At 73.7% G+C, this 13580-nt stretch carries 9 protein-coding genes; 3 read left to right on the forward strand and 6 right to left on the reverse strand.

Annotation, left to right across the window (positions count from 1 at the left end):
* Window positions 1-19 precede the first annotated feature (19 nt).
* Window positions 20-2083: a tetratricopeptide repeat protein gene (locus LWF15_RS37525; protein WP_232811400.1), complete on the forward strand. Its 2064-nt coding sequence runs from the start codon at window positions 20-22 to the stop codon at window positions 2081-2083.
* Here the strand turns inward: LWF15_RS37525 and LWF15_RS14915 are convergent.
* The 3 genes from LWF15_RS14915 to LWF15_RS14925 all read right to left on the reverse strand — a co-directional run bounded on the left by LWF15_RS14915 (window position 2080) and on the right by LWF15_RS14925 (window position 5296).
* Window positions 2080-3795: a phospho-sugar mutase gene (locus tag LWF15_RS14915; protein WP_232811401.1), complete on the reverse strand. Its 1716-nt coding sequence runs from the start codon at window positions 3793-3795 to the stop codon at window positions 2080-2082. The two genes, LWF15_RS37525 and LWF15_RS14915, sit on opposite strands and share 4 nt — an antisense overlap.
* Window positions 3796-3980: 185 nt before the next feature.
* A complete protein-coding gene (locus tag LWF15_RS14920; protein WP_232811402.1) occupies window positions 3981-4811 on the reverse strand; it encodes a purine-nucleoside phosphorylase in 831 nt (276 codons plus the stop codon).
* 5 nt (window positions 4812-4816) lie between these two features.
* A complete protein-coding gene (locus LWF15_RS14925) occupies window positions 4817-5296 on the reverse strand; it encodes a gamma-glutamylcyclotransferase (RefSeq protein WP_232811403.1) in 480 nt (159 codons plus the stop codon).
* Window positions 5297-5369: 73 nt separating this feature from the next.
* Between LWF15_RS14925 and LWF15_RS14930 the strand changes: the two genes are divergently transcribed.
* Window positions 5370-6728, forward strand: coding sequence for an NAD(P)H-quinone dehydrogenase (locus tag LWF15_RS14930; protein ID WP_285616249.1), 1359 nt, complete (start codon window positions 5370-5372; stop codon window positions 6726-6728).
* 51 nt (window positions 6729-6779) lie between these two features.
* Here LWF15_RS14930 and LWF15_RS14935 read toward each other — a convergent pair whose 3' ends face one another.
* Complete coding sequence (locus tag LWF15_RS14935) at window positions 6780-8564, reverse strand: acetyl/propionyl/methylcrotonyl-CoA carboxylase subunit alpha (protein WP_232811404.1); 1785 nt, start codon at window positions 8562-8564, stop codon at window positions 6780-6782.
* Window positions 8565-8718: 154 nt separating this feature from the next.
* Between LWF15_RS14935 and trxA the strand changes: the two genes are divergently transcribed.
* Window positions 8719-9093 (forward strand): thioredoxin, encoded by a 375-nt coding sequence (trxA, locus tag LWF15_RS14940; protein ID WP_408623271.1) that lies wholly within the window; start codon window positions 8719-8721, stop codon window positions 9091-9093.
* Window positions 9094-9173: 80 nt separating this feature from the next.
* Here the strand turns inward: trxA and LWF15_RS14945 are convergent, their stop codons facing one another.
* Both LWF15_RS14945 and LWF15_RS14950 read right to left on the reverse strand, forming a co-directional pair.
* Complete coding sequence (locus LWF15_RS14945; protein WP_232811406.1) at window positions 9174-10883, reverse strand: endonuclease/exonuclease/phosphatase family protein; 1710 nt, start codon at window positions 10881-10883, stop codon at window positions 9174-9176.
* Window positions 10884-10944: 61 nt separating this feature from the next.
* Complete coding sequence (locus tag LWF15_RS14950; protein ID WP_269810163.1) at window positions 10945-13539, reverse strand: putative bifunctional diguanylate cyclase/phosphodiesterase; 2595 nt, start codon at window positions 13537-13539, stop codon at window positions 10945-10947.
* Window positions 13540-13580: the final 41 nt, after the last annotated feature.

Genomic DNA, 13580 nt, shown 5'->3' on the forward strand with positions numbered 1-13580 from the left:
GCCTGAGGGAGGAGTGAGGGTGGCGTACCGGCCGGCCCGCTTCCCGGGCTCCCGGCGCGTGCTCGCCGCGGACGCGGTGGCCCGCTACGACCTGCGCCGGACCATGATGGCCCGGCTGCTGGCCGCCAACCCCGCGTTGTCGCTGCTGGTGCTGGTCGGCGACGTGGAGATGGAAGAGCTCGACCTGGAGCCGCACGGCGGCGCCGATGCAGTGTCGGCCGCCTTCACCCGGCCCGAGCCCGAGGTGCACGGGCTGATCATCGTGGGCGGTCTGCGGGTCGACCGGGCGGTGCAGCACCCCCGCTCCACCACCGGCATGTCGCTGTACGTCCTGGGCGACCTGCAGGCGCGCAACGTGGCGATCAGCGGGCTGGAACTCGTGGTGCGCGGCGACGTGCAGGTCTCCGAGGTCTTCGCCGGGGCCGGCCCGTCCGGCGGGGCCCGTCTGGACGGTGACGTGGCGGCCAAGCTGCTGGTCTCCGACGCCTTCCCGATGCTGGTCGGGGGTGCGCTGAAGGCCCCGGTACTGGAGAACGGCCGCACCCGGATCGGGGTGGTCGACGGGCCCGGGGTGCGCGAGGCCCGGGGCGAGGTGCTGCCCTCGCTGGTCCTCGACTCCACGGTGCTGGAGAACGGCGACGAGTTCTCCTGGCCCCGGCTGCGGGCCGCGATCGGCGCCGGCCGGGCCAGCCTGACCGCCGACTACCTCACCGGCCGCACCAATCTGGAGTCGATGCGCGAGCTGCGCCGGCTCGAGGCCGAGATCGAGGTGGTGCTGGCCGAGCACCGCTACGCCCGCGGCGCCGAGCTGCTGCGCAAGGCCCGGGCCCTGGGCGCGCCGCGGCAGGAGACCGGGCTGAAGCTGGCCGACGCGATCTACCGGGTGCACCACGGCACCGGCAGCCGGGAGGCCCTGGCCGAGGCGCTGGAACTGCTCGACGAGGCGCTCGGCCCGCGGCCCGACCCGGCCGCGGTGATGGCCCACCCGCAGGCCCTGCTGCAGCGCGCGGCCATCCTGCTGCAACTGCGCGAGCACGACGACGAGGCGTTCGAGCAGGCCTGGCGCGACTGCTCGCTGGCCGCGGTGACGATGCCGGCGCCGGAGCGGGCCGGGATCGCCGGGCTGATGGGGCAGTGGCTGTTCACCCGGCACCGCTACGACGAGTGCGTGCCCTACCTGCGTCAGGCCCTGGCCGCCGACGGCGAGGACGGCGCCCAGCACGGCCGGCTGGCCCGGGCGCTGTGGATGCTCGACCGTGAGGCCGAGGCCCTGCCGCACGCCACCCGCTCGCTGGAACTGAATCCCGCCGACGACCGGATGTGGTTCGTCCGCGGCAAGTGCCAGCAGGTGCTGGGCGAGGTCGAGGAGGCCCGGCTGGACCTGAGCACCTACCTCGACCTGCACCCGGACGACGACCTGGCGGTCGAGGCGCTGATCGTGATCCACCTCGACGCGCAGGACACCGACGCGGCCGTGGAGAACGCCCTGCAGTTCATCGAGCAGCACCCCGAGATCGACGGCGCCCCGGCCCGTTTCGGCCGCCTGCTGCACCTGCGCGGGCACTACGACCTGGCCGTGCCGCTGCTGCGCCGGGCGATGCAGACGCATCCGGAAGACGCCACGATCGTGCGCGACCTGGCGGTGGCGCTGAACGAGAGCGGGCACGACCACACCGGTCTGGACACCGCGCTGCGCCGGGTCGAGATCGACCCGGACGGCGACCATCTGGCCTACCTGCGGGCCGAGGTGAACCTGGCGCTGTCCGACCCGAACGCGGCCGAGGACGACCTGGAGGACTACCTGCGGCGGTTCCCCGAGGCAGCCCGGGCGATGGCCTCGCTGGCCGGGATCCGCCTGCTCCAGCTGCGTCCGGCTGATGCCGAGAAGCTGCTGGAGAGTGCCCGCGAGCTGGCGCCGGACGACTACTACGTCGAGACCGTCATCGAGAAGGCCGGTTTCGCCGAGAAGATCGACCTGACCGGCCCCCCGCCCGCCGCCGTGGTGCTACCGGCAGAGGGCGAGAGGCCCGCCGTGACTCAGCTTTCGTTCCGGGACGCGGGCTACCGCCGCCACACGCCCTAGGAAACCTGGACGCCCAGGGCCTGCTGCACGTCGGCGGTGATCCGGGCCAGCCGCTCGGCCGCCGCCTCGCGGGCGGCCGCGACCGAGTCGCCCTCGGCCGGAACCACCACTTCCAGATAGCATTTCAGCTTGGGCTCGGTGCCGCTGGGGCGCACGATCACCCGGTCGCCGTCGGCGGTGCGGTAGCGCAGGCCGGGGGTGCCGGGCAGGCCGTCCACCCCTTCGGACAGGTCTTCGGCCGACTTCACCACGCTGCCGGCCAGGGTGGCGGGCGGGCGCTGGGTGATCCGCTCGAGCATCGTGGCGATCTCGGCCAGATCCTGCACCCGTACCGAGAACTGGTCGGTGGCGTGCAGGCCGTGGCGCCGGGCCAGGTCGTCCAGGGCGTCGAGCAGGCTGCGCCCCTGAGCCCGCAGCTCGGCCGCGTACTCGGCGATCAGCAGGGCGGCGCTGATGCCGTCCTTGTCGCGCACCGAGGCCGGGGCCACGCAGTAGCCCAGCGCCTCCTCGTAGGCGTAGGACAGCTCCGGCACCCGGGCCAGCCACTTGAAACCGGTCAGCGTCTCGCGGTGCTCGGCGCCGTGCGCCCGGGCGATCCGGGCCAGCAGCTGCGAGGACACGATCGAGCTGGCCACCACCGCGGACCCGGTGCCGCGGCGGCCGAGCAGGTACTTACCCAGCAGGGCGCCCACCTCGTCGCCGCGCAGCATCCGCCAGCCGGCCTGGTCCGGCACGGCCACGGCGCACCGGTCGGCGTCCGGGTCGTTGGCGATGACCAGGTGGGCCTTGCGCGCGCGGGCCGCAGCCAGCGCGAGGTCGAGGGCGCCCGGTTCCTCGGGGTTGGGGAAGCTCACGGTGGGGAAGGCGGCGTCCGGGGCAGCCTGCTCGGCAACCACGTGCAGGGCCGGGAAACCGGCCGCCGCGAAGGCCCGGACCGCGGTGTCTCCGCCGACGCCGTGCAGCGGGGTGAGAACGATGTCGATGTCCCGGGCCGCTCCCGGGGTGAGCACCGCGGCGACCGATTCCAGGTACTCGTCCACGATCTGCTCGCCGACCTGCTCCCAGCCGTCCAGGGCCATCGGCACGTCGATCGCCGGGGCCACGTGGGCGATCTGGTGGGCGATCAGGTCGTCGACCGGCGGGACGATCTGCGCGCCGCTGCCGGGGGAGGAGTCGGCCCGGCCACCCAGGTAGACCTTGTAACCGTTGTCCTGCGGCGGGTTGTGGCTGGCGGTGACCATGATGCCCGCGTCGGCGCCGAGCCGGCGCAGAGCGAAGGCCAGGACCGGGGTGGGCAACGGCCCCGGCAGCAGCTGGGCCACACAACCCGCGGCGGTGAGCACCGCGCAGGTGTCGCGGGCGAAGGTGTCGGAGTCGGTGCGGGCGTCGTACCCCACCACCACCCTCGGCGCCTCTGGCTTGACCACTTGGTGCAGGTACGCCGCGATCCCGGCCGCGGCCCGGATGACGACAGCCCGGTTCATCCGGTTCGGCCCGGCCCCCAGTGCGCCCCGCAGACCTGCGGTACCGAACTGGAGCGAGCCGGAGAAGCGCTGTGCGAGATCGTCGCGCGCTGTCCCGGAGACCGTGGAGTCGCCGGAGGTGACCAGCTCGATCAGCCGGTCCACCTCGAGCCGGGTACGGGGGTCGGGGTCCGCGTCCCGCCAGTGCGTCGCGCGGTCGACCAGACCGGCGAGCTCGGTTTCGTCCACACCGGAAACTTACCTGGTCGCCATCCCCTGGACGGGTACCGGACGGTTGTTGTGACCGGAACGGCTGATCTTTCCGGGTGAAAGGGGCGTGGCGGGCGCCACAACCGGCCGATTTCGACCCTACTGAACACGACTTGAGGACGCCGATGGCCGCCTCAGGTGGCCACCGACGTCCTCAAGGCGTCTCAGAGCCGGCGGACGACCTCGGCCAGCATCGAGCCGACCCGCTGGGCGGCGGCCCGCCCCTCGGCGAGCACCTCCTCGTGGCTCAGCGGCTGGCCGGAGATGCCCGCGGCCAGGTTGGTGACCAGCGAGATGCCGAGGATCTCCAGGCCCGCCTCGCGGGCCGCGATGGCCTCCAGGGCGGTGGACATGCCGACCAGGTCGGCGCCCAGCCGGCCGGCCATACGCACCTCGGCCGGGGTCTCGTAGTGCGGGCCCCGGAACTGCGCGTAGACGCCCTCGGGGAGGTCGGGCTGGACCTCCCGGCAGACCGCGCGCAGCCGGCTGGAGTACAGGTCGGTCAGGTCGACGAAGGTGGCGCCCTCGAGCGGGCTGGCCCCGGTCAGGTTGATGTGGTCGCTGATCAGCACCGGTGTTCCGGGAGGCCACTCGGGGTTCAGCCCGCCGCAGCCGTTGGTCAGCACCACCATCGAGCAGCCGGCCGCCGCCGCGGTGCGCACGCCGTGCGCCACCGCCCGTACGCCCTTGTTCTCGTAGTAGTGCGTGCGGCTGCCCAGGATCAGCGCGTGCTTGGGGGCCGCCGACGACCCCTCGGGCGCGGCGATCCGGACCGAGCGCAGCTGGCCGACGTGGCCGGGCACCCCGGAGACCGAGAATCCGGGGACCTCGGTGGCCGGGATCTCGGCCAGGGTCTCGCCCAGCAGGTCGGCGGCCGGGGCCCAGCCGGAGCCGAGCACCAGGGCCACGTCGTGCTTCTCGATGCCGGTGAGTTCGGCGAGCCGGGCGGCGGCGAGCTCGGCCGTCTCCTTGGGCGAGGTCTCGTGCGTGGTCATGGAGTTCACCGCTCGTTCGGGGGAAGGTGCTCAGGGGTGTCGCTGGACTGGCAGGGGCGCGCGCGCAGGTTGTGCACGTAGTCGTCGGGGGCGCCGCCGGCCTCGGCCGCGTCGGCCAGCATGCCCAGGTAGTGCGCGGCGGGCAGGCCGCCCTCGTACGCGTCGAGCACGTGCACCCAGGCGACCACGTCACCGTCGAGCGTGTGCACCCGGACATGGATCTTGCGGGACAGGCCGGTGGCCAGGCCCTCCCACTCGTCCAGGGCCTGCTCGTCGCCGGGGGTCACGTCGTAGACGCTGACGTAGACCTGGGCGGACGGATCCTCCACCAGGGTGGCCAGGGCCCCGTCGACGGCGTTCGGCACCTCGGCGAAGGTGAGGCGCCAGCCGGTGATCCATCCGAGCCCACGCAACGGCGAGTGCGGCGCCCGCAGCGCCATTCGCTCCGGGTCGAGGTTCGCGCCGTAGGCGGCGTAGAGATCCATGGAGGACAGGGTAGAGATTCCCGCCCGTCCCCATGCAAACGCCTGGCCTGCTGTCCTGGGGGACAATGACCGGGTGAGCGCGAAGAGCAGAATTGTCATCGTCGGCGGCGGGCCCGGCGGGTACGAGGCCGCGCTGGTGGCGGCGCAGCTCGGCGCCGACGTCACGGTGGTCGACCGGGACGGGCTGGGCGGGGCCGCGGTCCTGACCGACGTGGTGCCCAGCAAGACCCTGATCGCCACCGCCGACGTGCTGGCCACGGTCGGCGGCTCGCGGCAGCTCGGCATCCGCGGCCTGGGCCGGGTGCAGGCCGACCTCGCCGCGGTCAACCGCCGGGTCAAGGGCCTGGCCCGGGCCCAGTCGAAAGACATCCAGCGCCGCCTGGAGGCCGAGGGGGTGCGCATCGTCCAGGGGCAGGGGGTCCTCGACGGGCCCTCCCGGGTGAAGGTCGGCGATCTGGTGATCGAGGCCGACACGCTGCTGATCTCCACCGGTGCCAGCCCGCGCGAGCTGCCCGACGCCATGCCCGACGGCGAGCGGGTGCTCAACTGGAAGCAGCTGTACGACCTGGAGGAGCTGCCCGAGCGGCTGATCGTGGTCGGGTCCGGGGTCACCGGGGCCGAGTTCGCCAGCGCCTACCACGCCCTCGGCGCCGGGGTCGCCCTGGTCTCCAGCCGCGATCGGGTGCTGCCCGGAGAAGATGCGGACGCCGCCGAGGTGCTGGAGCACGTGTTCCGGCGCGGCGGTATGGAGGTGCTGTCCCGCTCGCGCGCGCAGAGCGTCAAGCGCACCGATGCCGGCGTGGTGGTCACGCTCTCCGACGGGCGCACGGTCGAGGGGTCGCACTGCCTGATGGCCGTCGGGGCCGTTCCGAACACCGCCGGTCTGGGGCTTGAGGAGGCCGGCGTCCGGCTGAGTCCTTCCGGGCACATCGAGGTGGACCGGGTCTCGCGCACGAGTGTCCGCGGTATCTACGCCGCCGGTGACTGCACCGGCGTGTTCCCGCTGGCCTCGGTGGCGGCGATGCAGGGCCGGAAGGCGATGCACCACGTGCTCGGTGACGCGGTCTCCCCGCTGGAGCTGCGCCTGGTCAGCTCGAACGTGTTCACCTCACCGGAGATCGCCACCGTCGGCGTCACCCAGACCCAGGTCGACGGAGGGCTGGAGGCGGTGGCGGTGAAGCTGCCGCTGGCCACCAACCCCCGGGCCAAGATGCAGGGCATCCACGACGGTTTCGTGAAGCTGTTCGCCTCGCCGTCGGGGCGGGTGCTCGGTGGCACGGTGGTCGCGCCGCGCGCGTCCGAGCTGATCCACCCCATCGCGCTGGCGGTCTCGGCCCGGCTGACGGTCGACGAGGTGGCCGCGGTGTTCACGGTCTACCCGTCGATCTCCGGCTCGGTGGCCGAGGCGGCCCGGCAACTGCACACGAGCTGAACGGCAACCGGAGGACGTCGGTGGGCACCGGCGTCCTCCGGTCGCGTTCGGTCAGTCCTTCAGTTCGCAGATGGGTGCGCCGGAGGTGACCGTCTTGCCGATCTCGGCGCTCAGACCGGTGACGGTGCCGGCCTTGTGCGCGGTCAGCGGCTGCTCCATCTTCATCGCCTCGAGCACCACGACCAGGTCGCCGGCCTCGACCCGCTGACCCTCCTCGACCGCGATCTTGACGATGGTGCCCTGCATCGGCGACGTCAGCGCGTCACCGCTGACCGCCGCGGCGGCCTTGCCCTTCGAGCGGCGCGGGGCCGCCTTCTTGGCCTTCGGCGCGGCCCCCACCGAACCCAGCCCGGCCGGGAGCACCACCTCCAGCCGCTTGCCGCCGACCTCGACCACGATCCGCTCGCGGGGTTCTTCCTCGCCGCTCTCGGCCGCGGTGCCGGACCAGGGCTCGATCGTGTTGTCGAACTCGGTCTCGATCCAGCGGGTGTGCACGGTGAACGGGTCGCTGGTGAAGGCCGGGTCGCTGACCACCGCCCGGTGGAAGGGCAGCACGGTGGGCATGCCCTCGACGACGAACTCGGCCAGCGCCCGGCGGGAGCGCTCCAGCGCCTGCTGCCGGGTGGCGCCGGTGACCACCAGCTTGGCCAGCATCGAGTCGAAGCCGCCGCCGATCACCGACCCGGACACCACACCGGAGTCGAGCCGCACGCCCGGGCCGGACGGGGTCTCGTAGCGGGTGACCGTACCCGGCTGGGGCAGGAAGTTACGGCCCGCGTCCTCGCCGTTGATCCGGAACTCGATCGAGTGCCCGCGGACCTGCGGGTCGTCGTAGCCCAGCGGCTCCCCGGCGGCGATCCGCAGCTGCTCACGCACCAGGTCCAGGCCGGTGACCTCTTCGGAGACCGGGTGCTCGACCTGCAGGCGGGTGTTCACCTCCAGGAACGAGATGGTGCCGTCCGGGCCGACCAGGAACTCGCAGGTGCCCGCGCCGACGTAACCGGCCTCGGTGAGGATCGCCTTGGACGCGCGGTACAGCTCGGCGGTCTGCTCGGGGGTCAGGAAGGGCGCCGGGGCCTCTTCGACCAGCTTCTGGTTGCGCCGCTGCAGCGAGCAGTCGCGGGTGGAGACCACCACCACGCTGCCGTGCTCGTCGGCCAGGCACTGGGTCTCCACGTGGCGCGGGCGGTCGAGGAACCGCTCGACGAAGCACTCGCCGCGGCCGAAGGCGGCCACCGCCTCACGGGTGGCGGACTCGAAGAGCTCGGGGATCTCCTCGATCGTGCGGGCCACCTTCAGGCCGCGCCCGCCGCCGCCGTACGCGGCCTTGATCGCGACCGGCAGGCCGTGCTCCTCGGCGAAGGCGACGATCTCGCTCGCGTCGGCCACCGGGTCCTTGGTGCCGGGGACCAGGGGCGCGCCGGCCCGCTGGGCGATGTGCCGGGCCTTGACCTTGTCGCCGAGGGCGTCGATGGCCGCCGGCGGCGGGCCGATCCAGGTCAGCCCGGCGGCCAGGACGGCCGTGGCGAAGTCGGCGTTCTCGGCCAGGAAGCCGTAACCGGGGTGCACCGCGTCGGCGCCGGAACGGGCCGCCACGGCCAGCAGCTTGTCCACCACCAGGTAGGACTCGGCAGCGGTGGTCCCCTCCAGGGAGTAGGCCTCGTCCGCGACGGTGACGTGCACCGCGTCGCGGTCGGGCTCGGCGTAGACGGCCACCGAGGCGATGCCGGCGTCGCGGCAGGCGCGGGCGATACGCACCGCGATCTCGCCCCGGTTGGCGATGAGAACCTTGCTGATCGAACGGGTGGCACCCGGTTCGGGGGACGGCGTGGTCATCTCGCTCCTCTCCTCTGCCCGGAGAGTATCCCCGGCCTCTGCGGCCCGGGCGGTCGCGGACGTGACCCGGGCCACGTCGCGCCGGACGGGCGGTCCGCGGGCCCGGCCCGGTCGGCCCGGGAATTCAGCCGGAGCGAATTTCGCTGGAGGGGTCGTGGCTACTATGACTATGACCCAGGATAATCACGACGAAACGGTCAAGGACGGCATCGTCCTGATCGACTTCTGGGCGGAGTGGTGCGGTCCGTGCAAGCGCTTCGGCCCGGTGTTCGAGAAGGTGTCCGAGGCCAACGAGGACGCGACGTTCGCCAAGGTCGACACCGAGGACCAGCAGGTTCTGGCCGCGAAGTACGGGGTCCGCTCGATCCCGACCCTGGTGATCTACCGCGACGGCATCCCGCTCTTCAGCCAGCCCGGGGCGCTTCCCGAGGCGACTCTCACGAGCCTGCTGAAGGAGGTCCGCGAGCTGGACATGGACCAGGCCCGCGAGCAGTACGAGGCGCAGAAGAAGGAAGCCGGCCGGGCCTGACCGGCCGCCCCCTCCAGGGGCGGAAAGTGGCGGTTGAACGAGCCCGCCGCACTTGAATCCGTCGGCGCCGACGGGCCCGATCAGCCCGTCGGCACCTCCAGTGCGACCACCAGCGCCCGGTGCGGTGAGCCGCTGATGTCGACCGTGGCGGTCGAGGCGACGCCGATGCCCTCGTCGACCAGCAGGTGGTCGGCGGGCGTGACCGGCAGCGGCGACCAGGCCGGCCAGGTCGGGCGCAGGCCCTTGCCGACCACGTCGGCGGCGTCTTCCCAGCCCGCCTTCTCGAGCGCCCGGAAAGCGGGCTGCCAGGGCGCCGCGTTGAGGTCGCCGACCAGGAACGAGCCGGTCTCGGCCCCGGCCACCTTCTGCTCGGCCAGCCGGCGTAGGTCGGCCCGCCAGTCGGGGCCGGGCATCAGCACTCCGCCCGGCATCTGCGCGACGGTGAGGCCGATCCGCGCGGTGCCGGCCTCCAGCACCCCCGAGGCCGCGGGCTTGCTGAAGCCCTCGAGCTCGGTCAGGTCCGAGACCGCCAGCCGGCTCCAGATCCCGATGCCGTTGCTGCCCTCACTGCCCACCTGGACGATGCCCTGGGCCGGGGCCTGCCGGTCGAGCCCGGCCTCGGTGAGGTCGTGGGCCAGGGTGGTGTTGAGCCCGGTGACCACCACCACGTCGGCCGCGTAGTCCCGGGCCGCGTCGGCGATCGCGTTCGCGTCGGCCGCGCCGTGCGAGCCCTCCACGGTGAGAACCCGGACGGTGGCCAGGTTGCCCGCGGGGGCGTCGCGCGAGGAGGCGTAGCCGGCCACCATCGCCCAGGGCAGCAGGGCGGCCACCGCAGCGATGCCGGTGGGGATCCAGTGCTTGCCGCTGAGGCCGATCGCGAGCACCGGCAGGGCGAAGATGGCGACCAGCGGGGCGAGCGCCGAGGGGGCGGTGAGCAACGGAGAGGCCGAGTCGACGAACATCGTGGCCGACCACAGCCCCAGCAGCAGAGCAACGCCGGTCAGCCCGATCGCGATACGGCGGTGCCGGCGCGGGTCGACCGGCCGGCGCGGCTCGGGTTCTTCGTGCTCTTCGAACTGGTCGTCGAACTCGTCCTCGAAGCCGTCGTGCTCCTCGTCGAAGTGTTCGTCGAAGTGTTCGTCGAGGGGTTCGTCCGGAGAGGGGCGCAGACGGGCGCCACGGTCGCGGCGCGACGTGGTGCTCCCAGGCCGGGGTAGAGCATTTTCACGAGCCTGAGGACGTCGTCCGGTCTCGGTCGGTGCGTCGGTGCGGTCGATCGGGTGGTTGCCGGTGCGGTCGGGGAGGTCTTCGCGGCGCATCTGGACGCCGTTGAACGGGGTCGGGCGCGCGGGGAAGCGCTCGCTCAGGGGGCCGCGTTCGGGCTTCTCCGGCTGGCGCGCGGTCTGCGGTTCCGGATCGTCCCAGGGCCGGGGGGCCTGTCGTTGCGCTCCTCGCCCGGGGGCCGGGTTCTGCTGATGAGGGCCCGGAATGCGTTGACCGACACTGGGCCTCGGCTGCTCCGGGGCTGCGCCCGGGCGCGCGGGACCCTCGGGTCCCGCCGGCTGGTCGAACCACGAGCCGCTGCCGCCGGCACCCGGACGACCGGCCCCGGGACGACCGCTGGGGGGCATCGCGGGCTGGGCCGGGCGGGTGGGTTGCTCGCCGGTGCGGGCGCGCTCGGCCGCCTCACGCTCGGCCCGCAGTTCACGGCGGGTCTTGCGGGGCTGCTGCGGTGCGGCGCCGTTCTCCGGAGCGCGGCTGGATCCGCGTTCAGGGGAGCGGCCGTCCATGGCGTTACAAGTTATCGCAGTCGGCCGGGCTGCCGTACTTCCCCGACTCGCTCAGGGCCGATCAGTGCGGGCGTCGGCGTTCGTCGGACACCGTGCGTAGTCGTTCCAGGAACTCGGGGGCGGTCATCGCGGCGCCGTAGGCCAGGCCCTGCCCCACGTCGCACCCCAGGTCGGCCAGCCGGTGCGCGGTCGCGGCCTCCTCGATGCCCTCGGCCACCACCCGGGCGTCCAGGCCGTGGGCCATCGCGATGGTGTGCTGCACGATCATCTCGGTGTTGGGGCGGGCCAGGTCGGCCACGAAGACCCGGTCCAGCTTGACCTCGTCCACCGGCAGTTGGCTGAGGTACGACAGCGAGGAGTACCCGGTGCCGAAGTCGTCGATCGACACCGACACCCCGTCGGCCCGCCAGCGGCCGAGCAGCCCGGCCGCCGCCGCGGGATCGGTCAGCAGCGACTGCTCGGTGATCTCCACCCGCAGCGCGGCCGGGGGCAGCGACTGCCGGTTCAGGGCCGCCCAGACCCGGCCGGGCAGGTCCTCGTCGCGCAGGTCGCCGGCGTCCAGGTTGACGCTCACCGGCACCTGGTAGCCCGCCTGCCACCACGACGAGCAGGCCTCCAGGGCCCGGTCGAGGATCAGCGCGGCCATCGGCCGGTTCAGGCCGGTGCGCTCGGCCAGGGGCAGGAAGGCGGCCGGCAGCAGCACCCCGTCCTGCGGGTGGCGCCAGCGCACCAGCGCCTCGGCCCCGACGATCTGCCCGGTGCGCAGGTCGACCTGGGGCTGCACGTGCACCTCGATGTCGCCCCGGACCAGGGCCTGGCGCAGTTCGCCGGTGCGGCGCAGCCGCTCGCTGCCGTCGTCGCCCGCCGGGTCGTAGTGAGCCAGGCCGCTGCGCGTGCGCTGGGCGTGGTGCAGCGCCACGTCGGCCCGCCGCAGCAGGTCACCGCCGGTGCTGCCGGTGCCCTCCGGGCTGGTCGCGATGCCGATGCTGGCCGCCACGTGCAGCCGTGAGCCGCCCACGTCGAACGGCTCGCGCAGCGCCGCCCGCAACGCCAGCGCGGCCGACTGCGCCTGCACCCGGTCGGCCCCGGGCAGCAGCGCGGCGAACTCGTCGCTGCCCAGCCGGGCCAGCATCTGCTCGGGGCGCAGGGCCGACCGCAGCCGGGCCCCGACGGCGGCCAGCAGCCGGTCGCCGGTGGCGTGCCCCAGCGCCTCGTTCACGTCCTTGAAGTTGTCCAGGTCGACCAGCAGCAGGCCGGTGCCCGGGCGGTCGGCGCGGGCCGGCCCGTCGCCCGGGGCGGCCAGGGCCTCGGACAGGGCCCAGCGGTTGGCCAGCCCGGTGAGCTCGTCGGTGCTGGGCCGCGGCGGGCAGGCCAGGGCGCGCTCGCGATCGGCCCGCAGCGCCTCGCGGGTCCGGAACACGGCCGCCACCAGGCAGACCAGGGCGATCCCGGCTCCGACCCGAGGGGCCTGGGGCAGGGCCAGCGACACCGCCACCAGCACCGCGCACCCGGCCACGACCAGGGCCGCCGGCCCGTCGCCGCGGGGGCCGGGCAGCAGGCGGGGCAACCCGGCCCAGCGCCTCGTCCGGCCGCTCCGGAACCCGCTCGGGCCCGCCCCGGCGCCCCAGCCGACGATGGCGTGCCCGAGCAGCACCAGCAGCCCGGTCCAGGCCGGGGCCGAGGTGGCCGGGTCCAGCGCGCTGAGCAGGGCCGGGCTGCCGCTGGCCCGGAAACTGAGCAGGTCGGCCACGGTGACGGCGATCAACCCGACGGCCAGCCAGTGCAGCTGCGAGCGCAGCGGACGGCTGGTGGCCGCCATCGTGGTCACCGCCAGCACGAACACCACCACGTCGACCAGCAGGGGCACCCAGGGCACCGGAGCCGTCGGCCCGGTCAGCGCCGCCGAGGTGCGGTAGGTCAGGGCCAGCTCCACGGCCAGCACCCCGAGCGCCAGCGCGCCGGTGACCACCACGGCCGCGTCCAGGCCGTCGCTGCGGGCCCAGCGGGGCGACCCGCCACGCAGCAGCATCACCACGCCGGCCACCTGGCCGATCCGGCCGATCGTGATCGCGGCGACCACCAGACCCGCGTGGGCCGGGTCGGTGGCGGCCCACCCGGCGACGGCCAGGGCCATCGCCGCGTAGCTGCCGGCCATCACCCGCCAGGCCCGCGCCACGATCGGCGAGACCAGCTCCCGCCGGGCCGAGCGGAGCAGGCACAGGGCGGTGCACAGCATCACGAACGGGGCGGCGACGGCCAGCGTGTGCCGGGGGTCGGGCGGGGTGATCGGCATGACCGCCAGGGCCGCGCCGAGGATCACGACCACCTGCAGCAGCGAGAGGGCCAGGCCCCAGCGGTGCGACGGCTCCGGGGCCGGGTCGGACGCCGGCCCGGTCACGGTACCGGCCGGAAACCCTTCCCTTTCGGGCATGTCGTCGCGCTCGGTGACATCGCTGTCAGTCGGGCGCAGGCGCTCCGGTTCGGGGCCGGCCGGACGCGGTACCGATGCGGTGCCGGTGCGTCCCGGGGCCGGCGCGGCCACCGTGCGGATCTCGGTGGTCACGCTCTGACCTGGCGATTCGGGGGCAATCACGATCGGATCGGACATTTTCGCCACGGTGACCGAACGGCTGTCGTCCGGTCGCGTCATGCCCATGCGAACAGTGTTGGCCGTCACAGCAACCCCGGCAACCGAAA

Source organism: Kineosporia rhizophila, from assembly GCF_021277265.1.
GTDB lineage: Bacteria > Actinomycetota > Actinomycetes > Actinomycetales > Kineosporiaceae > Kineosporia > Kineosporia rhizophila.